Below are 23,450 nucleotides of genomic sequence, written 5' to 3' on the forward strand. Positions count from 1 at the left end.
GGGGATTATGCTGCGCCCTGCCCTGCTGTGACGGACCATCATGGACGATTTCGACCGCCGGCTGATCGATCTGTTGACGGTGAACGCCCGCACCAGCACGGCGGCGCTCGGCCGGGCGCTGGGGTTGTCGCGCTCGACCGTGCAGGACCGCATCGCCCGGCTGGAGCGGCAGGGCGTGATTTCCGGCTATACCGTGAAGCTGGGCGATCCGGCGCCGCGGCGCGGCGTGTCGGCGCTGGTGATGATCAGCGTGAATGCCCGGCTGGCCGACCGCGCCGTCCATGCCCTGCGCAAGATGCCGGAGGTCCTCCGGCTGCACAGCATCAGCGGGCAGTACGATCTGTGCGCCACCGTCGGCACCGAAACCCATGACGCGATGGACGCCGCACTGGACGCCATCGGCCGCCTGCCGGGGGTGGAGCGGACGATGTCGTCCATCGTGCTGTCGACGAAGATGGAACGGTAAGGCCCCCGCCCGGCGAAGGGCGGGGGATTTTCCTGCCCTTACGCCTTGCCGTCCATGTGGATGACGCGCAGGTTGTTGGTGGTGCCGGCCTGGGCGAAGGGGATGCCGGCGACGACCACCAGGGTGCCGGTGTTGCCGGCCAGCTCCTCCGCCCGCCCGATGGCGATGGCGCGGTCGACCATCTCCTCGTAGGTGCGGATGTCGTCGGACAGCACGCTGTGGGCGCCCCACAGCAGGCAGAGCCGGCGCGACACCGCGGTGTCGGGGGTGATCGCCAGGATCGGCACCTCCGGCCGCTTGCGGGCGATGCGCGCCGCGGTGGTGCCGCTGGAGGTGAAGGCGACGATGGCCGAGGAATGCAGGGTGTCGGCCAGATCGGCGGCGGCGGCGGCCACCGCGTGGGGCGGCGTGTGCTCCTCGCCCGGATGGGTCGCCTGGATCAGCGAGCGGTAGAGCTTGTGCTGCTCGGTGGAGCGGATGATGCGGTCCATCATGGTGACCGCCTCGACCGGATACTGGCCCGACGCCGATTCGGCCGACAGCATCACCGCGTCGGCGCCGTCATAGATGGCGGTCGCCACGTCCGACGCCTCGGCCCGCGTCGGGGTCGGGGCGGACACCATCGAGTCGAGCATCTGGGTGGCGACAATCACCGGCTTCACCGCGAGGCGGCAGGCGCGCACCAGCTCCTTCTGGCGGCCGGGGACGTCCTCGTGCGGGATTTCGACGCCGAGGTCGCCGCGCGCCACCATCACCGCGTCGGACAGGCGGATGATGTCGTCGATCTTCTCCAGCGCCTGCGGCTTCTCGATCTTCGCCATGATGCCGGCGCGGTCGCCGATCAGGCCGCGGCCTTCCAGGATGTCGCCCGGCTTCTGCACGAAGGACATGGCGACCCAGTCGACGCCCAGCTCCAGCCCGAAGGCGAGGTCGGCGCGGTCCTTGGCGGTCAGCGGCGACAGGTCGAGCACGGTGCCCGGCAGGTTGACGCCCTTGCGGTTGGAGATGATGCCGCCGACGACGACCTTCGCCTCGATCCAGTCGTCGCCCAGCTCGGTCACCTCGACGCGGACGCGGCCGTCATCGATCAGCAGATGGTGGCCCGGCATGATGGCGGCGAAGATTTCTGGGTGCGGCAGCGGGATGGCGCGCTTGTCGCCGTCGCTGCCCTGGAGCACGAAGCGGATCTGCTCGCCGGTGGCCACCGCGATCTTGCCGTCGCGGATGGTGCCGACGCGGATCTTCGGACCCTGGAGATCCTGAAGGATGCCGATGGGGCGGCCGACCTCGGCCTCCAGCTCGCGGATGGCGCGGTGGACCTTGGCGTGGTCGTCGTGGGTGCCGTGGCTGAAGTTCAGCCGGAAGGTGTCGACACCGGCCAGGAACAGGGTCTTCAGCATCTCGGGCGAGTTGCTGGCCGGTCCGACGGTGGCGACGATCTTGGCGCGGCGATGACGGCGCATATGGTTCCGGCCGCGGGGGCCGTCCTCTTTTGGCTGGGCCGTCCGGTGCGCCGCCGGGGCGGCCACCATGGGAGGACGGCGTGGTGACTGGTCAGCGGCGCGAGCGGCAGCGGTGGGCAACCCCTTCGGGAAGCCCGTCGGCCGGTCGCGTGCCATACCAGGGTGTCGCGATTGCCGCCGGAAAGCAAGGCGGCAGGCGGGGGCGGCCCCACGGAATGGTCGATCCGCAGGGAATTTATGGGGGTGGTTTCCCGTCCGGGGAGGTTTGTGCAATGCCGGCCGCCTTCGCCTTCGAGGCGATGAGCCGGTCGATGTTCTCCAGGAAGACCTGCAGGATGGGCGAGGGATTGTCGGCCCGATAGCCGGCGGCGATCTCGATCACCGGCGCATTGCCGGTGAGCGGTCGGCTGACCAGCGAGCGCGGCAGCAGCGGCTCGACATAGGCGGGCAGCAGCGTGACCCCGCCGGTGGAGGCCACCAGCGAGATCCCGGTGGCGATGCCGTCCAGCGCGTGGACCGGCGAGACGACCACGCCGCGCTCCCGCAGATAGCGGTCGACGATGCCGCGCAGCACATGCGGGGTGCCGGTGTAGCCGATGAAGGACTCTGGATCGATGTCGCGCACGTCGATGGCGGCGCAGGCGGCCAGGGGGTGATCGGCCGGCAGGATGACGAGGATCGGCTCGTGCGCGATGACTTTGTAGGAGACGTCCGGCTGCGGTTCGAGCCGGCAGAAGCCGAGATCGATCTCGCCGCGCTGGATCGCCTCGCCGATGTCGGGCGAGAAGTCGCTCGACACCCGGAAGTCGATGTCCTTCAGGTGACCGCGGAGCACGCTGGTGACGTGCGACAGCCATTCGACCTCCTGGCCGGTCAGGAAGCCCACCGAGAAGCTGGGCTTGGGCGGCCGGGCGGCGCGCCGCGCCGCGGCGACCGCGTCGGCCGCCGCCTGCAAGGCCCGCCGGGCATGGTCCAGGAAGGCGCGTCCGGCCGGCGTCAGCTCGACGCCGCGGGAACTGCGCAGCAGGAGCTGGGCGCCGACCTCCTGCTCCAGGTCGCGCAGCTGGCGGCTCAGCGACGGCTGCGCCGTGTGCAGACGCCGTTCGGCGGCGACCGTGAGGCTCCCCTCCTCGGCCACCGCGACGAAGTAGCGGAGGTGACGGAGTTCCATCCTGTGCGACCCCTGCCCGTGCCATCCCGCCAGGGCCATGCCTGAAAGGTATGGAGGATACATAAACGAAGTCGTTCCCGGCCGGCAAGCGGCTGGCTATCAAGGGGGTGTGGACGCGCATCCGCTGCCGTCCGGGCATGGCGCCCTGCCATCGCCCGCTCCGGCGGCCCCACCCCTCCCCGACCTTCCACGACCGGCACCAGGAGACGTGCAATGACCACCATCTCGATCGTGACCGGCGGCAGCCGCGGCCTTGGCCGCAACACCGCCCTCAGCATCGCCCGCCGCGGCGGCGACGTGATCCTCACCTACCGCAGCAAGGCCGCGGAGGCCGACGCCGTCCTGGCGGAAATCCGGGCGCTCGGGCGGCGGGCGGCGGCGTTGCAGCTCGACACCGCCGACATCTCCGGCTTCCCCGGCTTCGCCGGGCGCGTCCGTTCCATCCTGGAAGGCTGGGGCCGCGACCGCTTCGACCATCTGGTCAACAACGCCGGCCACGGGGAGATGGCTGCCTTCGCCGATACCAGCGAGGCGCAGTTCGACATGCTCTTCAACGTCCATGTGAAGGGCGTCTTCTTCCTGACCCAGGCCCTGCTGCCGCTGCTGGCGGACGGCGGGCGGATCGTGAATTTCTCCTCCGGCCTGACGCGGGTGTCCTATCCCGGCTTCTCGGCCTATTCGGCGGCCAAGGGCGCCGTCGAGATCCTGACGCTCTATCTGGCCAAGGAACTCGGCGCCCGCGGCATCACCGCCAACGCGATAGCACCCGGAGCCATCGAGACCGACTTCCTCGGCGGTGCGGTGCGCGACACCCCGGCCTACAACGAGGCCTTCGCGACAATGACCGCACTGGGCCGCGTCGGGGTGCCCGACGACATCGGCCCGGCGGTGGCGAGCCTGCTCGGTCCCGACAACCGCTGGGTCACCGCCCAGCGCATCGAGGTTTCCGGCGGCCAGAACATCTGACCCGGCCCTTCCCCCACACCCCGTCGCGCGCCCACGGCATCCTCGACGGGCGCGGCGATCTCGTGACGGCCGGAACGGCAGCCCGGAGTGGGTGCGTTCGCAGGACCTAGACCTGGGACGCAACGGCCGCCTTGTCGATGATCGACCAGACGGTTCCGATGCGGTCGTCCCGATACTCGTAAAAGACGTTCTCGGCGAACCGCACCCTCCGGCCGTTGACCGGGATGCCGAACAGAAGACCCGCCGGCGTGCAGTCGAACGTCAGGCGGCTTGCGACGCGGGGCGGCTCGGCGACCAGAAGGTCGATGGTGAATCGGAGGTCGGAGATCGCGCGGAAGTCCGCCTCAAGCATCCCGCGATAGCCGGACAGCCCGAGTCTCTCCCCGTTGTAGCGGACGTCCTCATGGACGAAGCTTCCCAAGCTCTGCCAATCCTGATCGTTCAGGCAGGAGATATAGGCGCGATAGAGGACGGAGAGGGTGCCGTCAGGCATGGAGGAACTCCCGGTTTTGCGTGCATGGCCGTCGAATGGAGGACGGGGCGGCATTCGCGGTCCCGGCGGACGGCATCCCATCCCAATATAGGCGGCTCGTCACGCTTCGCCGGCTGGACGCCGGCCCTTCCGCAGCCAGCCGATGGACAGGACCAGCCGTTCGCCGACCCCCTCGGTCACGCGGTGCGGATGGAGGTCCGGGCGGAAATACTTGAGGCGGGGCCTGTCGATGATCGCCTGATCGCACAGGAACAGGCCGCCCGACGCCGGCTGGCGCAGGATGATGTTGACGCGGTGGTGTTCGAAGCCGTCCGGCGCCGGGTCGACATGCTCGTCCAGCCCGCTGGTCGTCGGATAGCGCAGCAGATAGCAGTCGAAGCGCAGCCGGGCCGAGCGGGCCAGCAGCATCTTGAAATAGTTCCTGCCGCCATTCTCCTGGCGGCCGCGGTCCCACCGCAACCAAGCCATCGCCCTGCTCCCGACCGTGGATCGCGCCTCCGGTGGATGCTATCCGACCGCAGTCGGGGCAATAGACTCACAATTCGCCAAGCCGGTCATGCAGATCCTCGATGGCGCGGATGCGGGCGCGGCCGGACTCGCCGGTCAGCGGGATCAGTTCGGCGGCGAGCGCGTGGATCACCGCCAGGGCGGCGACATGGGTGTCCAGCGCGGCGAGGCTGCGCGTCTCGCAGCGGAAGGTCAGCGGCGGCGGCGGGGCCTCCAGGGCGGAATGGCTGTCGGCGATCAGGATGGTGGGGATGCCGCGCTCCCCCGCAATGCGCAGCAGGCGGACGATGGCCGGCGGGCGGCGGCGGATGCCGACAAGGAACAGCAGGTCGCCCGAATCCACATTGCCGGGGCCGAGATCGCCCGAGCCCAGATCGGCCAGCGTCTCCGCCATCGTCTCGCCGGTTGCCGCCAGCTGGTGGACCTCGCCGCGGACCTGGATGAACTGCCAGCGGGCATAGCCGGCCAGGAAGGCGCTGTTGCGGGCGCCGCAGACCCAGATGCGCCGGGCGTCGGCGAGCGCGCGGGCCGCCCGCGCCAGCATCGCCGGGTCGGTCTGGCGGGCGGTGGCGGCGAGCGCCTCCGCGCTGCGCTGGAAATGCGCGTCGAGCGGCGCGGGGTCGCCGTCGGAAACCGCTGCCGACGCGGGAGCCGGCCCGCCGGGCGGCAGCAGGAACAGCGGCGAGCCCCAGTCGCCGCCGCGCCGGGCGGCCAGACGCGCCGCCTCGAAGCCGGCATAGCCGAGCCGGCGGACCAGACGCGACACCGTCATCTTCGACACGCCGGCCCGGCCGGCCAACTCGGTCGCCGAATAGCCCGACAGCTCGCCCGGACAGGCGAGGATCACATCGGCGAGCTGTCGCTCCATAGGGCTGAGGTCGCCATAGCGGTTGCGGATGCGGGCGGTCAGCGACGGTTCGCCTGCCTCCGGTCCATCCGGGGCCTGTGCGGCGTGAATTGCCTGTTTCATGGGCTGATCGCCTCTGGGCTTCGGCATTTGCACAAAAAATGGAATTCAGGGATGCAACCAAAGCAGTGTTACATCTGTAACGGCTCCTTGCGTTGACGGGATAAGCGTAACATTCCCGCGCCTTTGCGGCACACCTGAATTCGTAGGACGAAAGTGGCACATGGTTTGAAAAGGAGGGTCCATCGTCTTTCGGTTCGGAGATCAGGTGCCATGCGGTTCGCGAAGATTCTGGGTGCTCTCGGCCTTGCCACGGCGGTTCTGGCCGGCGGTCTCACCGCCACCGCCCCGACATATGCAAAAGCCGACGCGCTTGAGCGCATCGCCAAGGAGAAGGTGCTGCGCGTCGCCGTCCCGCAGGACTTCCCGCCCTTCGGCTCGGTCGGCACCGACCTGAAGCCGGTCGGCTACGACATCGACGCCGCCACCCTGATCGCCAAGGAAATGGGCGCCAAGGTGGAGCTGGTGCCGGTGACCAGCACCAACCGCATCCCCTACCTGACCACGGGCAAGGTCGATCTGGTGATCTCCAGCCTCGGCAAGAACGCCGAGCGCGAGAAGGTCATCGACTTCTCCACCGCCTACGCCCCCTTCTACAACGGCGTCTTCGGCCCCGACGACATCAAGGCCGAGAAGGTCGAGGATCTGGACGGCAAGACCGTCGGCGTCACCCGCGGCTCGGTCGAGGACATCGAGCTGTCGAAGATCGTGTCGGACAAGGTCACCGTCCGCCGTTACGAGGACAACAACGGCACCATCTCCGCATTCCTGTCGGGTCAGGTGCAGCTGGTCGCCACCGGCAACGTGGTCGCTGCCGCCATCTTCGAGCGCAATCCGCCGCGCCAGCCGATCCTGAAGTTCCTGGTCAAGAACTCCCCCTGCTTCGTCGGGCTGAACAAGAACGAGGGGCCGCTCCTGGAGAAGGTCAACGCCATCATCGCCAAGGTGAAGGACGACGGCTCGCTGAACGACATCGCCAAGAAGTGGCTGCACGCGCCGCTGCCGAAGGATCTGTGACGTAAGGCTGCCCGATCCCCCCTCTCCCCCCGGGGAGAGGGTCGGGGTGAGGGGGATGCATGGGGTGGATTCGGTGGGGAACAGCAAGTGCGCGCTTCTTGAAGATCCTCGCCGCGCGACCCCCTCACCCTAACCCTCTCCCCAGGGGGAGAGGGGATCCTTTCCGCTTCGCGAGATTCCGGCATCATCAATCCGGCACGGGACATCTTCACATGGCCTACAGTTTCGATTTCTCGTCCCTGCTGGACTATACGCCCGTGCTGGTGGACGGGGTGGCGACCACCGTGGCGCTGACCGCGGTCAGCACGGTGCTGGGGGTGGCGCTCGGCATCGGCGGGGCGGCGGCGCGGACCTCGACGGTGAAGCCGCTGGCGGTCGTCGTCGGCGCCTATGTCGAGCTGATCCGCAACACGCCCTTCCTGGTGCAGCTGTTCTTCATCTTCTTCGGGCTGCCCTCGCTGGGCATCCGGCTGGCGGAATGGCAGGCGGCGGTGCTGGCGATGGTGATCAATCTCGGCGCCTATTCGACCGAGATCATCCGCGCCGGCATCGAGGCGACGCCGAAGGGCCAGATCGAGGCCGGGGCCAGCCTGGGCATGACCGGGCCGCAGATCTTCCGCTACGTTGTGCTCGGTCCGGCGATGGCGAAGATCTGGCCGGCGCTGACCAGCCAGATCGTCATCGTCATGCTGGGCTCGTCGGTCTGCTCGCAGATCGCGGCGGAGGAGCTGAGCTTCGCCGCCAACTTCATCCAGTCCCGCAATTTCCGGCCCTTCGAGGTCTATTTCCTGGCGACCGCGCTGTATCTGGCGCTGGCGGCGGCCCTGCGCTGGATCTTCAGCCTGATGGGGCAGCGGATGTTCGCCAAGGGGGTGTCGCGTGCTTGAGTTCACCCTGTGGGACATCCTGTCCAACCTGCTGCTGGCGGCGCGCTGGACGGTGCTGCTGTCGCTGATCGCCTTTGTCTCCGGCGGGATCGCCGGGCTCCTGCTGCTGGTCGCCCGCGTGTCGCCGGTGCCGCCGCTGCGCGTCGCGGCAAAGCTGTTCATCGAGGTGTTCCAGGGCACGCCGCTGCTGATGCAGCTGTTCATCGTCTTCTTCGCATTGCCGCTGATCGGCATCGAGACGACCGCCTGGACCTCAGCCGCCGTCGCGCTGACGCTGTTCACCGCCGCCTATCTCGCCGAGATCTGGCGCGGCTGCGTCGAGGCGGTGCCGAAGGGCCAGTGGGAGGCCTCGGCCAGCCTCGCCCTGAATTTCGGCGAGCAGATGCGCCACGTCATCCTGCCGCAGGCCCTGCGCATCGCCGTGCCGCCGACCGTCGGGTTCTCGGTGCAGGTGGTGAAGGGCACGGCGGTGACCTCGATCATCGGCTTCGTCGAGGTGACGAAGGCCGGGACCATGATCACCAACGCCACCTTCCAGCCCTTCCTGGTCTATGGGCTGGTCGGGCTGATCTATTTCGCCCTGTGCTACCCGCTGTCGCTGTCGGCCAAGGCGCTGGAAAGGAAGCTCAATGTCGCCCGTTAAGACGTCCCCCACCGGCCGGCCTCTGGTGAAGCTGTCGGCCATCCGCAAATCCTTCGGCCCGGTGGAGGTGCTGAAGGGCGTCGACATGGCGGTGGAGGAGGGACAGGTCGTCGCCATGATCGGCCGCAGCGGATCGGGCAAGAGCACCCTGCTGCGCAGCATCAACGGGCTGGAGCGCATCGACGGCGGCGTGATCGAGGTGGACGGCGAATGCGTCGATCCCGGCCAGATCGACCTGCGGGCGCTGCGCCAGAAGGTCGGCATGGTGTTCCAGCAGTTCAACCTGTTCCCCCACCTGACCGCCGGCGAGAATGTGATGCTGGCGCTGAAGGTGGTGAAGAAGCAGGACAAGGGCGCCACCCGCGCCGCCGCGGAAGCGGCGCTGGCCAAGGTCGGGCTGGGCCACAAGTTCGACGCCTACCCCTCGCAGCTGTCGGGCGGCCAGCAGCAGCGCGTCGCCATCGCCCGCTCGCTGGCGATGGCGCCCAAGGTTCTGCTGTGCGACGAGATCACCTCGGCGCTCGACCCCGAGCTGGTGGCCGAGGTGCTGGGGGTGGTGCGCAAGCTGGCCGAGGAGGGCATGACGCTGATCCTGGTGACGCACGAGATGCGCTTCGCCCGCGAGGTCTGCGACCGGCTGGTCTTCATGCATGGCGGCCGCATCGCCGAACAGGGACCGCCGGCCGAGCTGTTCGACCGGCCGTCCACGCCGGAACTGGCGCAATTCATCGGCATGGTCGAGGCGCGCTGAGCGGCGCGCCCTCTTCGGCCGGGGATCAGGCCAGAGATTTAGCCAGGGAGTCGAGAGCGGCGCCCAGCCGTTCGATCCCCTGGGCGATCTCATGCTCCTCCAGGCCGGCATAGCCGATCACCAGACCGGGATGGTCCGGTCGGTCGGAATCCGGGCGGCCGGACAGGGATGATGGGTCGTAGAGCGGGGTGATGGGGTAGACGCCCACACCCGCCGCCCGTGCCGCCGCCACGATCATGGCCTCCCGCTTCAGCGGGAAGCGGGTGAGCCAGGCGACGACATGCAGCCCGGCCTCGGCGCCGTCCACCCTGACCCCGTCGCCGAACCTTGTCCGCAAGGCGGCCAGCAGAGCGGCGCGCCGTTCGCCGTTGCGCCGCCGCACCCGGCGGACGTGCCGTTCATAGGCGCCGCTGGCGAGCAGGTTCGCCAGGGCGCTCTGTTCCAAGGCCGGCGTGTGGCGGTCCGCCAGCCGCTTCGCCGCGCGGAAGGGCTGGATCAACGGCCGCGGAACCACGAGATAGCCGAGCCGCAAGGCCGGCGAGAGCGTTTTCGATACCGTGCCGAGATAGATGACGCGTCCTGCGCCATCCAGGGTTCCATCCAGGGCCCTGTCCAGCGTTTGCAGGGTGGGGATGGGGGCGACGTCGAAACGGTATTCGCCGTCATAGTCGTCCTCGATGACAGTGGCCCCGCAGGACTGCGCCCAGGCCAGCAGGTCCCGGCGGCGGCTGACGGACATGACGCTGCCGAGCGGGAACTGGTGGGACGGCGTCACATAGGCCAGACGGGCGGGCGGCAGCCGTTCCGTGCGCATGCCTTCCCGGTCCACCGTCCGCGGGATCAGCCGGGCGCCGGTGGCGGCGAGGATGTCCCGCGCCGCCGCATAGCAGGGGTCCTCGACGACCGCCGGCTCTCCGGGATCGAGCAGCAGCCGCACGCACAGGTCGAGACCCTGCTGCGACCCGTTCACCACGACGATCTGGTCGGGATCGCAGCGCAGCCCCCGCGCCCGCCAGAGATAGGCCTGCAGGGCCGAGCGGAGTTCGGGCGAGCCGGACGGATCGCCATAGCGCAGGCGGGTGGGACGGCACAGGATGGCGGCATCGACGGCCCGCTTCCAGGGAAGGACCGGGAAGTCCGACGCGGCGAGTTCGCCATAGCGGAAATCGATGATGGGGGCGCCGGTTCCGGGTGGATCGGGCATGGGCAGGCCGGCCAGCCGACGCCCGAACTGCGAGAGCCGGGGCGGAGGCGCGCCGGTGTCCGGCGACACCGTCTTCAGGTCACCCCGTTTCAAGCCATCGGGCCTCAGGCCAGCCAGTCTCAGGCCTTTTGGGACCTGCGGCCTTGCGCCCTGCCTCACCTCCAGATAGCCCTCGGCGGCGAGTTGTTCATAGGCGGCCGTCACCGTCGTGCGGGATACGCCGAGGTCGGCGGCGAGCGCGCGCGACGACGGCAGGCGCGAGCCGGGCGGATATACGCCGTCGGCGATCTGGGCCCTGATCGCGTTGACGATCCGGGAGGCGATGGTCCGGACCCCATCCGGCTGCGGAAGCGTGGGCATCGACTGGACCGGTCGGAAAGAGGGAAACTGGCTGTTCAGTGTGGGCCAGTTTTCGCGGAAACTCCATCCCGACAAACCCTATCCCGACAGGGAGGCCCCAATGTATATCCCAGCCGCGTTCCGCGAGACCGACCTGCCCTTCATCCATGAGACGATGCGGGCCGCCGGGCTCGCCAATCTGGTCACGACCGTGGCCGGCAGGCTGCTGTGCACCCCCCTGCCCCTGATCCTCGCTGCCGACGAGGGCGAGATGGGCACGCTCTACGGCCATGTGGCGAAGGCGAATCCGCAGTGGCGGGAGACCCCGGCGGTCGACGCCCTGGCGATCTTCATGGGGCCGGACGCCTATGTCACCCCGTCCTGGTACGAGGGCAAGAGCCGGGACGGCAAGGTCGTTCCGACCTGGAACTATGTGGCGGTCCATGCCTATGGCCCGGTCGAGTTCTTCGAGGATGCCGACCGGCTGCTCGATGTCGTCACGCGGCTGACCGACCGTCACGAGTCCTCGCGCCCGCAGCCCTGGGCCGTCGGCGACGCTCCGCCCGACTTCGTCCGGGCGCAGCTGCGCGGCATCGTCGGCTTGCGGCTGCCCATCGCCCGGATCGACGCCAAGCGGAAGATGAGCCAGAACCGCAGCGAGGCGGACAGGGCGAATGTGAAGTCGGAACTGTCCAGGAGCGGATGCGACCGGGAGCGTCGGGCCGCCGCCCTTATCCCGGAATGACGCCGGATTGCGCCGCCCGGGTGATGTCATGCCAAAAGGGAACATAATCCTTTAACAAATCGCTGAACGCCGCGGTCGCGCGACACCGCGCCCTCACGAATGTTAACTTTTTTGCGGGCAAAAAAGGCCGTTTGCGATTTTGACCTACCCCCAAGGCTGTAATTCTGCCCGACAGGTGTCTATCAATCCAGTGCCCGAATGTGTCAGTATTTATGGATCACATCTGCAATCATCTCGCGGTATTTTTGAAAGAATGATGCGCGTATGTGGGAAGCGTATCGGGTACTTCCATCTATGTCTTTTGAGATCAACTGTGCAAACTCAGCAAGGGCAAAGTAAATATTGGCGTTATTAAAAGAAGACTGTCGTCGTGATGGCAAAGCCTGTGACCATGATGGGATATAGTGCGTTGACCTGATCCCCCCCCCTTGAACACCCCTGTGACGATCTGGGCCAAATTTGCCACAAGGTTCGAGAAAAGTTAACCGGATTTGGAAAGGTTTCGTTAACCATTGGAGCCCCAGCATGGCTTCAACACAACGGACATAGGATCGAAGTCATGAGCACGACCACCTCGCCGAGCAAGATTGTCGTCAACGCCTACGGCCAGTCCCTGGATGGCGTCACGCCGCATTTCAAGCTGCTGGTGGATGGTCAGGAGGTCGGTTCGGCCAATGCGGCCGACCCCTCGTCGAAGGCATACAGCTTCACCGCCGACCTTGCCGCGAACACGGCGCACAAGATCCAGGTCGTCTACGACAACGACACTGCGACCGACGCCTATCGCGACCTTTACGTCCAGTCGATCGAGGTCAACGGCCACACGCTGAAGCCGACCGACGCCATCTACGAACGTTATGACGATGCCGCCCCGGCGCCGACGCAGGCCGGCCAGGAAGCCATGTGGTGGGACGGCGCGCTGACCTTCAGCACCCCCGCCAACTACTATGCCGGTGCCCAGACCGCCGCCCCGGCGGCTCCCGCCATCCCCGCCGCCCCGGCCGCCGGCACCGCGCAGAACGTCATCACCGTGAATGCCGCCGGCAACGCGGCGGGCGGCGAAGGCGCCCACTTCACCGTGCTGGTCGACGGCAAGGCCATCGGCGAGGGCACGGCCACCAGCACCGACGCCAAGGATTACAAGTTCACCGCCGACCTGACGCAGGGCACGGCCCACGCGGTCGAGGTGAAGTACGACAACGACGCCATGGTCGACGGCGCCGACCGCAACCTGTACGTCCACAGCGTCAGCGTCGACGGCAAGACCGTGGCGGCGACCGACGCCGCCATGTCGGTCCAGCGCACCGCCGACGGCGCCGATCTGGGCGCGACCACCGACCTCTATTGGGATGCCACGCTGACCGCCAAGCTGAGCGCCAGCCATTTCGCCGCCTCCACGGGCTCGGCGGGCGGCTCGACCGATGCCGGCAAGGGCGGCACCAGCGGCGGGACCACGGGCGGCTCCACCGGCGGCAGCACGGGCGGCGACACCTCGCTGTCGCTGAAGGTCGGCAACGTCACGGTGTCCGATCCGGGCATGGTGCAGAGCAGCAGCTCGATCAACGGCTTCCTGCACACCAACGGCAACCAGATCGTCGACGAGAGCGGCAACAACGTCCGCCTGACTGGCGTCAACTGGTTCGGCGGCGAGGGCTACAACTACGTGCCGTCGGGTCTGTGGGCCGACAGCTACCAGCACCACATCGACAGCATGAAGGACCTGGGCTTCAACGTCATCCGCCTGACCTGGGCCGACGACATGTTCGACAGCACCGCGGTCACCAACGGCATCGACTATTCGAAGAACCCGGACCTGAAGGGCCTGACCCGGCTGGAGGTCTATGACAAGGTCATCGACTATGCCGGCAAGAGCGGCATCAAGGTGATCCTCGACCACCACCGCAACGATGGCGGCGCCGGCACCAACGAGCACGGGCTGTGGTACACCGACAACAACCCCGAATCGAAGGTCATCGAAGACTGGAAGATGCTGGCCCAGCATTATGCCGGCAACAAGGCGGTGATCGGCGCCGACCTGCACAACGAGCCGAGCGTGTCGGCCACCTGGGGTGACGGCAACCAGGCCACCGACTGGGCCGCGGCGGCCGAGCGCATCGGCAACTCGATCCAGACCGTCAACAAGGACTGGCTGCTGCTGGTCGAGGGCACGGAGTGGAGCAGCACGTTGGCCGGCGTGAAGAACCATCCCATCGAGTTCGACACCCCCAACAAGCTGGTCTATTCGCCGCACGCCTACGGCCAGAGCGTCGGGCAGTTCAGCTGGCTGTCGGATCCGAGCTATCCGGACAACCTGCCGGCCCAGTACGACAGCATGTGGGGCTACATCTACAAGAACAACATCGCCCCGATCCTGGTCGGCGAGTTCGGCGGCCAGATGACCAGCGCCGCCGAGCAGACCTGGGCCAGCACGCTGATCAAGTACATGAACGGCGACTGGAACCTGGACGGCAAGAGCGACCTGGCCGCCGGCCAGCAGGGCATGAACTGGACCTACTGGGCCTGGACGCCGGAATCGGGCGACGTCGGCGGCCTGCTGCAGGACGACTACAAGACCATCGATCCCACCAAGATGAACATCATCAAGGCGGGCCTTGCGGCCAACTCCGGCAACTCCGGCTCGGTCGCCGGCAGCGACGAGGCGGTCTTCACCGTGCAGCTGGCCAAGGCGGTCACCACCGCCACCACCATCGAGTATGCGACCCAGGACGGCACCGCCAAGGCCGGCACCGACTACACCGCCGCCCATGGCAGCCTGACCTTCCAGCCGGGCGAGACCACCAAGACGGTCACCGTGCACATCACCGGCGACAACGCCGCCAATGAAGGCACGGAGAACTTCCTGCTGCACCTGACCCACGACAACACCAACCTGGGCACCGCCACCGGCTTCATCACCGACCACGCGGCGTAAGGCGCAGACTCTCTACCGCACACCTCCATCGCACTGCCGGGCCGGCCCGCGTCGTCACTGACGCGGGCCGGCTTTTTTTGTTTTCAGCTTTCCCGGCCGTCGCGGTTCCGCGTCCGGAAGAAGCCGTTCAGAGCGTCGAACGGCTCGGCCCCGGCCAGCGCGTCGAACCGGCCCTCGTCGGCCAGCATCCGCGCCGCCCGCAGAAAGCCGCCCCAGGCGGCGCGGCTGAGCGCGCTGCCCAGGCTGATCCGCCGCACGCCGAGATCGGCGATCTCCGCCACCGTCAGGCCGATCGGCGCCGAGACCAGCAGGTTGAGCGGCTTCGGTCCCACCGCCTCGACCGCCGCCCGGATGGTTTCCGGCGTGCGCAGGCCCGGCGCATAGAGGACGTCGGCGCCCGCCGCCGCATAGGCCGGCAGCCGGCGCATCGCCTCCTCGATGGCGGCCGGATGGTCCACCAGCACGGCTTCGCAACGGGCGGTCAGCAGGACGCCGGTTCCGCGCAGGGCCTCCGCCGCCGCTGCGATGCGCTCGACGGCCAGATCGAACTCGTACAGCGGCTTGGCCGGGTCGCCGGTGGCGTCCTCCACCGACAGGCCGGCGACGCCGGTATCGGCGCAGAGCCGCAGGTTGCGGGCCAGCCCGTCGAGGTCATGGGCATAGCCGGATTCGAAATCGGCGTTCACCGGAAGGCCGGTCGCCCGGACGATGCCGGCGATGTGGGACAGCATGTCCGCGCAGGGCACCGCCCAATCGGTGTCGGGCAGCCCGCAGGAGAAGGCGAACCCCGCCGAGGTGGTCGCCAGCGCGCGGAAGCCGAGATGCTCCAGCATCAGGGCGCTGCCGACGTCCCACGGGTTGGGGATGACGAAGCAGCCGTCCTTGTGGAGGTCGGCGAAGGCGGCGCGGGCCTGCTGGCGGTCGGTCATTGCGGGTCTTTCTCTGAAGCGGCGGCGCGGATTCGGTGCAGGATAAGGCGGCGCTGCGGCATCGGACCGCAGGCGCCGCCCGTCCCTGCCCCGCCCCCTCCTTCCGGCCCGTCCTCAGGCGGCGAACAGGAAGTTGTCGGCGGTCAACTGGCTTGCCTGGACATTCTGCAGCTTCACCGTATCCGATGCCGAAAGCACGATTGTAAGGTCGTTGCCCTCCGTGATCATCGTCAAATCGGCCATCGAGTGCAGGTCGCTGAACTGCCCGATGGCGAGCCGGTCGCCGCCTGCACCGGCCTGGAAGTCGCCGATGACGTCCCAGCCGTCGCCATGGCCGAAGATGAAGGTGTCGGTGCCGCCGCCGCCCAGCATGTAGTCGTTGCCGCCATAGCTGATGATCAGCTCGTCCCCGACACCGCCGGCGAGGAAATTGTTCTGGAATGTGCCGATGACCTGTGCGGGGGCATCGTCGTTGCTGATGGCGACGTCGGTGGTCTCCGACGGGTTGACGGCATAGCCGTCGGACGGGTTCTTCAGCGAAACCTGGAAATGCTCCTTGGAGTACTCGCCATTGTCATCGGCCCACAAGGGCAGCCGGATGACGGCCCTGCTCTGGCCGGCCTCGAAGGTCACCGAGCCGGCGAGGGCGCTCTGCCCACCGACGAAATCGCTGGCATCCGCCCGCTCGCGCAGATCGCTGGGGCCTCCGGCGAAGCCGACGGACCATTCCACGGTCGCGCTGCCCGACAGATCGCCGGTGCGGGTGACCGGCACCTCGACCATGGTGGTGCCGCCGCCGCTGCCCTCGACGACGGTCATGGCCGTCTCGTTGAGGTAGATGGCATTGCCCGACGGGGCGTCGTGTTCCGGCGGATCGAGCAGCAGGCCGTACCAGCCGGAATCCACGCCGGTCTTGAACTGGGACAGGCTCACCCCCTCCAGGCGGATGGAGGAGTCCGGAGCCAGTGTGATGATGGTGTCGCCGCCGTCGGCGGTGGCGCGGGCAAGGACGTCCGCGCTGGTCTTGATGTCGGAATAGGCGGTGAGATCGAGCGTGTCCTTCTCGCCGCGCATGTTGCCGTCGAAATCGGCGATGACATCCCAGCCGTCGCCCGGACGGAAGACGAAGATATCGTTTCCGCCATTGCCGACCATGTAATCGTTGCCGCGCCCGCCGATGATGATGTCGTTGACCAGATAGTAGGTGGCATACCAATTGCGTCCGGATATATAGTCGCCCTCGTCGGAGCCGACGATATAGGGAAGTCCGGCCTTCAGATTATTGATGATCACTTTCGTTTCCTCTTATATGTGCTTCGCGGGGATCGTCGTGGCCGATGCGGCGTGAGCCGCGCCCGACTACCGGAGCTTGAGGATCGACTGCGGTTGCATTCTTTTCAAAAGCGTATCGGACTTACCTTAGGGCGTAATGGGGTGTTCGGCACGTTCTGGTGGTGGTCATGCCTTTGTCGGCCGGGCATTCCGAAAGAGGCCGGAACATCCACTCTCCACCTGCGACAGGACCGTGCGGCGTCGTCACACCAAACGGCTGACGCCCAATTTGCCGATGCCCGGCCACTCCAGCGCGGGATGGCCGGCCAGCCGGTCGAGCAGGCGGTCGAGCAGGTCCCAGATCGCCGCGTCATGCACGCGGTGGTGGGTCAGCAGGCCGATGGGCTCGTCCGGGATTCGTCGGCCCTCCCGGCGGTCGCGCAGTTCGCGGCACAGCTGGTCGAGCAGGGCATCGAGCGGGACGGCGGAGCGGCTGCCGCGCCAGTCGATCAGATCGAGGTGGGTGTTGATCCAGGCGATGCCGTCACAGGGCGCAGGCGACGGGCCGAAGGCGGAGACGGCGCGGTAGCCGGATGCCGACAGGCGGGCCGGCATGTCAGCGGCCATGCGGTTCCAGGGCGGGACGAACAGCGGCAGAACGCGGTCGCCGAACAGTCCGCGCAGGGTGGAGAGGCCGCGTTCGGCCTCGGCCTGCCGGATTTCGGGCGGGCGCTCCGGGCCGAACTCGCACTTCTTCCGGCCGGGGGCGGCATGGTCGGCGTGGGACCAGCCATGGACCAGTGGGGTGACGCACGCGTGGTCGGCGAGGGCCTCGGCAAGCGACGGTTCGGCATCGGCCGGGATGACGGCGAGGCCGAGCGGGATGCCGGCCTGGGCGCAACGCTTCAGCAATTCGTCGAGTTGCGGGCTGGCGGCGACCGCATCGTCATCGCGCAACCACAGCGGGCAGCGGCGGCCGAGGTCGGTCCAGCGGGCGAGTTCTTCGTCTACGGCGGTCCAGCTCGTCATGATGTCTTCTCCGCCAGCAGGGCTTCGACGATCTCGACACTGCGCGCCGCACCGGCCAGTGCCGAGGGGCTGAGCGGCGGGATGCGGGCGCCCAGCACGGACCGCAACGCGTGGGCGAGGCTGTCGGGGGTGAGGTCGGCCTCGCGCAGGGTGGCGATGCCGGGCTGGCGGGCCAGAATGGTGGCGCGGATGGTCTGCTCGACCTCCTTGCCGTCCTCGAAGGGGCAGAAGACGCTGGGCACGCCGGCCGTCAGGCAATCGAGCGCGGTGTTGTAGCCGCAGCGGCCGACGCTGGCGGAGGCCCGGCCCAGCAGGGCGCGGAAGTCGGGACGCACCGGCTCCACCAGCAGGCGGTCGGGCGGGGCCAGGACGCGCAGCCGGTCGGCCAGCGCCGCGTCACCCTTCGCAACCAGGAGGCGCCAGCGCTGCGGCAGGGCGCCGGAGGCAGCGCATTGGGCTGCGGCCTCGAAGACCGGGCGGCCGACCGGACCGCCGCCGGCGGTGACCAGGATCTCCCCCTGCCCGTCCGTGCCGTCGTCGGGGACGGGCGGCGGGACGACGAAGCCGGTGTAGCGCAGCAGCGGCATCATCGCTGGGGTCAGCGGCCAGCTGTCCTCCAGCGGGATCAGCGCGGGATCGGAATGGACCAGCACGCCGTCGTAGAGGCGCAGCAGGCGGTCTTCGGTCTCGGCCACCCGCTTGGGCTTGGAGGGCGGGGCCAGGATGTCGCGGACCGAGGCCAGCGTCAGCGGCGGGCGCGGCAGGGCGCGGGCACGCTCCAGCAGGGCGTCGAACTCGGCGGCCAGCGCGCGGCGGCCGAAGGGGAAGAGTTCGGTGATCAGAACATCGGGGCGGAGGCTGTCGAGCAGGCCGGTCAGCGTCGCCCGCCGGGCGGCGAACAGGCCGGCGGCGGCGGGGGTGCCGTCGGCGCCCAGCAGGGTGGCGAAGTCGGCGCCGTCGCTCGCCAGCGGCGGCAGCTGGTGCAGGGTGGCGCCGCCGCTGTTCAGGTGAGGGGCGGGACGGCCGCCGCTGGCGACATCGACGCGCCAGCCGCGGGCGGTGAAGGCCTCGGCCAGGGCCAGCGCGCGGCTGAGATGGCCGGTGCCGAGCAGATGGGTGACGGCGATCAGCAGCCTCATGACAGGCGCTCCCCCTCCGTGGGCCCGGCCGGGCGGAGCGTGCCGTCGGCGGCCAGAACCATGGCGTAGAGGCGGTTGCGCTTGACCGGCACCGGTGGCGGACCGCGGAAGTCCCAGCCCCAGGCGAGCGCCAGCGCGACGCGCATCACGCCGATGTGGGTGACGATGAGGTGGGGGGCTGTGTCGGAAGCGTTCTGAAACTCCTTCTCCCCCCCGGGGAGAAGGTTGGGATGAGGGGGTTCGGCGCAGTCGAAGAGATCCTTGCCGTGCGTCCCCCTCACCCTAACCCTCTCCCCGGGGGGGAGAGGGGATTGAGGTTGCGGTGGGGGGGAGGGCAAGTCCCCCAGCCACGCCGTCAACCGCTCCCGCACGTCGGCGGGGCTTTCGCCGTTGGGGGGGCGGAAATCCCAACCCCACTGCTCCATGTCGCGGTAGCCGCTGGCGGGGTCGGCGCGCAGGTCGCGGCCATGCAAGCCCTCCCAGGCGCCCCAGTCCATCTCGATCAGGCGCGGGTCGGTGTGGACGGGGCGGCCCTTGCCGAGGAGGGTGGCGGTTTCCACCGCGCGCGACAGCGGGCTGGCGTGCAGGGTGGCGTCGCGCCAGTCCGGCGGCAGGGTCAGGGCGGCGAGCTGTTCGCGGCTTTCCGGGGCGAGGGGAATGTCGGTGCGGCCCTGGATGCGGCCCTCGCGGTTCCAGGCGGTGATGCCGTGGCGCAGGAAAGCGAGGCGGATCATGACAGAAGCCCGGTCAGCAGGCCGCGCAGGCGTTCGGCTGCTGCGGTCAGAGCGTGGTGGGCCTCGACATGGGCGCGGGCGCTGCGGCCGAGCGCGCGCAGGGCCGGCGGGTCGGCCAGCAGGGTGGCGAGCGCGGCGGCGAAATCCTGGCGGGTGGGGCCGGTCAGGCGGCCGCCGACGCCGTCGCGGATGACGGTGCCGGTGCCGGCATTGTCGATGGCGAGCACGGGCACGCCGTGTCCCTGCGCCTCCAGATAGACCATGCCGAATGCCTCGTTCAGGCCGGGCCAGACCAGCAGGTCGGCGGTGCGGTAGTGGCCGGCGAGGTCGGCGGGGGCGCAGACGCCGTGCAGCGTCACCCGCGGGCCGAAGGGGGCGAACAGCGCCGCCACCTCAGCCGCCGCCGGGCCGGTGCCGACGATGTCGAGCGTCCAGGGCCTTGCCGCCACGAGCTGGAGGGCCTCGGCCAGCAGGCGGTAGGAGGCGAGCTTGTCGCCCGGCCGCATCATGGCGACAGTCAAAAGCCGGGGCGGCGATCCCGGTTCGCCGCGCTCTCGGGCCTCCGGGGCCGGCGGCAGGTCGAGGAAGGGGGGCAGCATCGCCACCTGCTGGCCGGGCGGGCCATAGGCCTCCACCGCCTGACGGTCGCGGGCGCTGACGCAGAGGACGAGGGCGGCGGCCTCGATGGCGGCCTCGGCGGCGGCGGCGAAGGCGGCCCAGGGGCCGGTCAGGCGCTTGCGGGCGCGGGTCGCCTCCACCACGACATAGGGGATGCCGAGGCGGCGGGCGATCACCGGGCCGATCAGGTCGGGCGCCTTGTAATAGACATGGTAGCTGAGCCACAGCGCCGGACGCCGCTCCGGCTCGGCGGCGTAGAGCGACAGCAGCCGGTCGCACTCGGCGGCGGCGGCGGCGGTCAGGCGGGATTGCGCGGCCGGGTCGCCGGCACCGTCATAGACGCGCAGCCCGCTCGCCACCTCCACCGGGCCGGTTGCCTCCAGCGCTCGCAGGATCAGCCGCGCCATCTGGCGGTCGCCGGAGGGGACCGGATGGTCGACCGGCTTCAGCGGGGCGTAGAAGGCGATGCGAGGAACAGGGGGGGCGGCGATGGGCGGATGGATCACGCCGCGGCCTCCTCCAGCCGGCGGACGAGGCGGTCGATGCCGGCGGTCATGCCGAACTCGGCGCAGAGCCGGGCATAGGCGGCGTCGGCCAGCCGAAGTCGTAGCGCCGGGTCGGTGGCGAGCCGTTCCAGCGCGGCGGCGATGGCAGGCGGGGTGCCGTCGGTCAGCAGGCCGTGGGTGCCGTCGGCGATGAATTCCGGGATGGCGGAGACGGCGGTGGAGAGGATGGCGAGGCGCTGGCTCGCCGCCTCCATCAGCACGTTGGGCAGGCCGTCGCGGTCGCCGTCGCCGGCCACAACGCTGGTCAGCACGAACAGGTCGGCATGGCGCAGCGCCTGGATCACCGTTGCCTGATCCTGGGCGCCGCGCCACTCGATGCGGTCCGACACCCCCAGCCGTTCGGCCTGGGCGCGCAGGGCCTGCTTGAGGTCGCCGGAGCCGATGTGGACCAGCCGCCAGTGCAGCCCGTCCGGCAGCGTCGCCAGCGCGTCGAGCAGCCGGTCATAGCCCTTCTTCTCCACCAGCCGGCCGACCGATAGGATCTCCACCACGCGGTCGGGGGCGGAGCCGTCGCGGGCGGGGGCGTCGCTGCGGTCCGGCGGGTCGGGGAAGCGCGAGAGGTCGAGGCCGTGATAGACGAGGTCGATGCGGGACGGGTCGGCGGCCAGCGCACGCAGATGGGCGGCCCCGACGGCGGTGCAGGTGGCGCCGAAGCGGGCGTCGGCCAGCTTCTCGCGCTTCTCCCACTCCGGCGTCGTCCAGATGTCCTTGGCGTGGGCGGAAAAGCCCCAGCCGATGCCGCGGATCGACGCGGCATAGCGCCCGACCGACGCCGGCGTGTGCAGGAAATGGGTGTAGAGGAAGGGCACGTCGGCCGGCAGTTCCGCCGCCAGCACCAGCGCCTGCCCGAAGCGCCGTCCGCGGTTGGCGGTGCGGTCGCGCCACAGGTCGCGCAGCCACCCCGCCGCGGTGCGCAGCAGGCCGGCGGGGTGGCGCAGGATCAGGCGGCCGAGCGCGCGCAGCACGCGGGCCGGCTCGTCGCGCAGATATTCCGGCAGGTAATGGACCGGTGCGGTGATGCGGTCGTGCAGGGCGTGGCGGCGGCTGTCGGTGGGGTGGCGCAGCGACCAGATCGCCAGATCGATGCCGCGCTGCTGAAGGGCCAGAAGCTCCTGCGCGATGAAGGTCTCCGACAGGCGGGGATAGCCCTTCACCACCACGGCGACTTTCAGCGGCAAACGGGTCGGCACGCCGGACAGCGCACCGGACGGCACAGGGCGGCCGTCCTTCCCCAGTCCGGAATTCATGCGCGCTTGCCTGCCATGGCGCGGGACAGCCGTTCCGCCGCCCGGCGGATCGGGGTGACGGGGGTGGTGCGGGGGAGAACCGAGTCGGCCGCCAGCACCTCGCGCGTCAGGTCGACGATGCGCTCCAGCCCGCCGAGCAGGCCGGGCAGCGGGCTGGCCGAGGGTGGCGGCTGGTTGGGCAGCGCGCGGATGGCGTCGGCCATCGCCCGCGGGTCGGCGCCATCGCGGTCGCTGTCCAGCGTGCGCAGCAGCCCCAGCGCCTCCGCCGCCTCGGCGCGGATGCGCTGTTCCAGCCGGGGGCGGGTGCGCGGAGCCAGCACCGACGGCTTGTCGAAGGACAGGATCTCGCAGAAGGTGTTGTAGCCGCCCATCGCCACCACGCCGACCGCGCCGGCATAGAGATCCTCCATGCGGGAATGGAAGTTGATGGTCTCCACCCTGCCCTTCAGCTGGCGGATGCGGGTGGCGAACTCCTGGCGGCGGGCATCCTCTAGGAAGGGGCCGTAGACGATCAGGGCGCGGGGGGCGAGGTTCGGATCGCTTTCGTAGGCGGCGATGGTCCAGTCGACCAGGGCCGCCCCGTCGCCGCCGCCGCCCGGCGTCACCAGAACATAGGGGCCCGTCATCGGGCAGTCCGCGGCCTGGACGGCGCCGCCGCCCTCCGTCGGCTCGCGCTTCAGGTAGCCGGTGTAGCGCAGCCGCGCCGCGATCTCCGCCGGCAGGTCGAGACCGTCCAGCGGGCGGTAGACCTCCGGCAGGCCGTAGATCCAGAGCTGGTCGTAATAGCGCTCGATGGCGGCGACCGCCTCCTTGCGCTCCCACTCTGGCTGGAGAGCCTCGGGCGCGTCCAGCACGTCGCGCAGCCCCAGCACGATGCGGGTGTTGCCGCTGGCCCGCATCTCGTCCAGCGCCGGCAGGAATTCGCCGTGCAGGCCGGTCGGCTCCTTGTCGACGATGGCCAGCGTCGGGCGGAAGGCGCGGGCGGTGGCGCGGATGATCTCCGCCCGGATCGCAGTGGTCTCCTCGATCGGCAGGCCGAGGTTGCGGGCGGTGTAGCCGCCGTCGGGCTGCTTCACCACGCCGGGCAGGCGCACATGGTCGACCCGCTCCGGAAAGTCGAAGCGGCCGGCGACCGGCGAGCCGGTGAGGATCAGCGCGGAGGCGTCGGGAAAGGCCGACACCAGGGCCTGGGCAATCGTCCGCGACCGCCGCAGATGGCCCAGCCCGAAGGTGTCGTGGCTGTAGAGCAGGATGCGCGGCGGCGTCCGGTCGGGATGGAGGGACCGAAGGGGCGGCTGTGGCTGGTGCATGCTCGGACACTCCGCTTCAGCAATGCTTCGGAACCGACAATCCGTCGCGGAACAG

Annotated in this window: 22 protein-coding genes; 8 read left to right on the forward strand and 14 right to left on the reverse strand. The window is 69.3% G+C overall.

Annotated elements, in window-relative coordinates:
• The first annotated feature begins 40 nt into the window (after window positions 1-40).
• On the forward strand, window positions 41-466 hold the full coding sequence (locus ABNQ38_RS35965; protein ID WP_109453031.1) for an Lrp/AsnC family transcriptional regulator: 426 nt from the start codon (window positions 41-43) through the stop codon (window positions 464-466).
• 38 nt (window positions 467-504) lie between these two features.
• On the opposite strand, the gene pyk is transcribed toward ABNQ38_RS35965, so the two are convergent.
• Window positions 505-1,929, reverse strand: a complete 1,425-nt coding sequence (gene pyk, locus ABNQ38_RS35970; RefSeq protein WP_377811744.1) for a pyruvate kinase — start codon at window positions 1,927-1,929, stop codon at window positions 505-507.
• Window positions 1,930-2,164: 235 nt separating this feature from the next.
• Window positions 2,165-3,100, reverse strand: a complete 936-nt coding sequence (locus ABNQ38_RS35975) for a LysR substrate-binding domain-containing protein (protein WP_377811745.1) — start codon at window positions 3,098-3,100, stop codon at window positions 2,165-2,167.
• Between the two features lie 213 nt (window positions 3,101-3,313).
• On the opposite strand from ABNQ38_RS35975, the gene ABNQ38_RS35980 reads away from it, so the two are divergent.
• On the forward strand, window positions 3,314-4,066 hold the full coding sequence (locus ABNQ38_RS35980; RefSeq protein ID WP_377811746.1) for an SDR family NAD(P)-dependent oxidoreductase: 753 nt from the start codon (window positions 3,314-3,316) through the stop codon (window positions 4,064-4,066).
• Between the two features lie 106 nt (window positions 4,067-4,172).
• Here ABNQ38_RS35980 and ABNQ38_RS35985 read toward each other — a convergent pair whose 3' ends face one another.
• The 3 genes from ABNQ38_RS35985 to ABNQ38_RS35995 form a co-directional block, all read right to left on the reverse strand.
• On the reverse strand, window positions 4,173-4,559 hold the full coding sequence (locus tag ABNQ38_RS35985) for an ester cyclase (RefSeq protein WP_377811747.1): 387 nt from the start codon (window positions 4,557-4,559) through the stop codon (window positions 4,173-4,175).
• A gap of 99 nt (window positions 4,560-4,658) precedes the next feature.
• Window positions 4,659-5,027 carry a hypothetical protein gene (locus ABNQ38_RS35990; protein ID WP_377811748.1) on the reverse strand — a complete coding sequence of 123 codons (369 nt, stop codon included), beginning with the start codon at window positions 5,025-5,027 and terminating at the stop codon, window positions 4,659-4,661.
• 67 nt (window positions 5,028-5,094) lie between these two features.
• Entirely contained in the window at window positions 5,095-6,036 is a 942-nt protein-coding gene (locus tag ABNQ38_RS35995) for a MurR/RpiR family transcriptional regulator (RefSeq protein WP_377811749.1), read from the reverse strand.
• A gap of 210 nt (window positions 6,037-6,246) precedes the next feature.
• Between ABNQ38_RS35995 and ABNQ38_RS36000 the strand changes: the two genes are divergently transcribed.
• The 4 genes from ABNQ38_RS36000 (at window position 6,247) to ABNQ38_RS36015 (ending at window position 9,331) form a co-directional block, all read left to right on the forward strand.
• Window positions 6,247-7,050, forward strand: a complete 804-nt coding sequence (locus tag ABNQ38_RS36000; RefSeq protein ID WP_377811750.1) for a transporter substrate-binding domain-containing protein — start codon at window positions 6,247-6,249, stop codon at window positions 7,048-7,050.
• A gap of 212 nt (window positions 7,051-7,262) precedes the next feature.
• Complete coding sequence (locus ABNQ38_RS36005; RefSeq protein WP_377811751.1) at window positions 7,263-7,937, forward strand: amino acid ABC transporter permease; 675 nt, start codon at window positions 7,263-7,265, stop codon at window positions 7,935-7,937.
• Window positions 7,930-8,580 carry an amino acid ABC transporter permease gene (locus ABNQ38_RS36010; RefSeq protein WP_377811752.1) on the forward strand — a complete coding sequence of 217 codons (651 nt, stop codon included), beginning with the start codon at window positions 7,930-7,932 and terminating at the stop codon, window positions 8,578-8,580. Before ABNQ38_RS36005 ends, ABNQ38_RS36010 begins: the two co-directional genes overlap by 8 nt.
• Window positions 8,567-9,331, forward strand: coding sequence for an amino acid ABC transporter ATP-binding protein (locus ABNQ38_RS36015; RefSeq protein WP_377811753.1), 765 nt, complete (start codon window positions 8,567-8,569; stop codon window positions 9,329-9,331). The genes ABNQ38_RS36010 and ABNQ38_RS36015 overlap by 14 nt, the downstream gene beginning before the upstream one ends.
• A 25-nt stretch (window positions 9,332-9,356) precedes the next feature.
• Here ABNQ38_RS36015 and ABNQ38_RS36020 read toward each other — a convergent pair whose 3' ends face one another.
• The gene (locus tag ABNQ38_RS36020) at window positions 9,357-10,895 is read right to left on the reverse strand and encodes a PLP-dependent aminotransferase family protein (RefSeq protein ID WP_377811754.1); all 1,539 of its coding nucleotides are present in this window, start codon (window positions 10,893-10,895) and stop codon (window positions 9,357-9,359) included.
• A 100-nt stretch (window positions 10,896-10,995) separates the two neighbouring features.
• Here ABNQ38_RS36020 and ABNQ38_RS36025 point away from each other — a divergent pair, with 100 nt between their 5' ends.
• Window positions 10,996-11,619: an FMN-binding negative transcriptional regulator gene (locus tag ABNQ38_RS36025; protein WP_377811755.1), complete on the forward strand. Its 624-nt coding sequence runs from the start codon at window positions 10,996-10,998 to the stop codon at window positions 11,617-11,619.
• Window positions 11,620-12,178: 559 nt separating this feature from the next.
• Window positions 12,179-14,551, forward strand: a complete 2,373-nt coding sequence (locus ABNQ38_RS36030; RefSeq protein WP_377811756.1) for a cellulase family glycosylhydrolase — start codon at window positions 12,179-12,181, stop codon at window positions 14,549-14,551.
• Between the two features lie 83 nt (window positions 14,552-14,634).
• On the opposite strand, the gene ABNQ38_RS36035 is transcribed toward ABNQ38_RS36030, so the two are convergent.
• From ABNQ38_RS36035 to ABNQ38_RS36070, 8 genes are all read right to left on the reverse strand, one after another.
• Window positions 14,635-15,480, reverse strand: coding sequence for an oxaloacetate decarboxylase (locus ABNQ38_RS36035; protein WP_377811757.1), 846 nt, complete (start codon window positions 15,478-15,480; stop codon window positions 14,635-14,637).
• A gap of 114 nt (window positions 15,481-15,594) precedes the next feature.
• On the reverse strand, window positions 15,595-16,773 hold the full coding sequence (locus ABNQ38_RS36040; RefSeq protein ID WP_377811758.1) for a hypothetical protein: 1,179 nt from the start codon (window positions 16,771-16,773) through the stop codon (window positions 15,595-15,597).
• Window positions 16,774-17,016: 243 nt separating this feature from the next.
• The gene (locus tag ABNQ38_RS36045; protein WP_377811759.1) at window positions 17,017-17,781 is read right to left on the reverse strand and encodes a polysaccharide deacetylase family protein; all 765 of its coding nucleotides are present in this window, start codon (window positions 17,779-17,781) and stop codon (window positions 17,017-17,019) included.
• Entirely contained in the window at window positions 17,778-18,920 is a 1,143-nt protein-coding gene (locus ABNQ38_RS36050) for a glycosyltransferase family protein (RefSeq protein ID WP_377811760.1), read from the reverse strand. The genes ABNQ38_RS36045 and ABNQ38_RS36050 overlap by 4 nt, the downstream gene beginning before the upstream one ends.
• Complete coding sequence (locus tag ABNQ38_RS36055) at window positions 18,917-19,654, reverse strand: histidine phosphatase family protein (protein ID WP_377811761.1); 738 nt, start codon at window positions 19,652-19,654, stop codon at window positions 18,917-18,919. Before ABNQ38_RS36055 ends, ABNQ38_RS36050 begins: the two co-directional genes overlap by 4 nt.
• The gene (locus tag ABNQ38_RS36060) at window positions 19,651-20,778 is read right to left on the reverse strand and encodes a glycosyltransferase family 4 protein (RefSeq protein ID WP_377811762.1); all 1,128 of its coding nucleotides are present in this window, start codon (window positions 20,776-20,778) and stop codon (window positions 19,651-19,653) included. Before ABNQ38_RS36060 ends, ABNQ38_RS36055 begins: the two co-directional genes overlap by 4 nt.
• Window positions 20,775-22,085, reverse strand: coding sequence for a glycosyltransferase family 4 protein (locus ABNQ38_RS36065; RefSeq protein WP_377811763.1), 1,311 nt, complete (start codon window positions 22,083-22,085; stop codon window positions 20,775-20,777). Before ABNQ38_RS36065 ends, ABNQ38_RS36060 begins: the two co-directional genes overlap by 4 nt.
• On the reverse strand, window positions 22,082-23,395 hold the full coding sequence (locus ABNQ38_RS36070) for a glycosyltransferase family protein (protein ID WP_377811764.1): 1,314 nt from the start codon (window positions 23,393-23,395) through the stop codon (window positions 22,082-22,084). Before ABNQ38_RS36070 ends, ABNQ38_RS36065 begins: the two co-directional genes overlap by 4 nt.
• Between the last annotated feature and the right edge of the window lie 55 nt (window positions 23,396-23,450).

The sequence above is a fragment of the Azospirillum sp. A29 genome (assembly GCF_042604625.1).
Taxonomy (GTDB): Bacteria; Pseudomonadota; Alphaproteobacteria; order Azospirillales; family Azospirillaceae; genus Azospirillum; species Azospirillum palustre.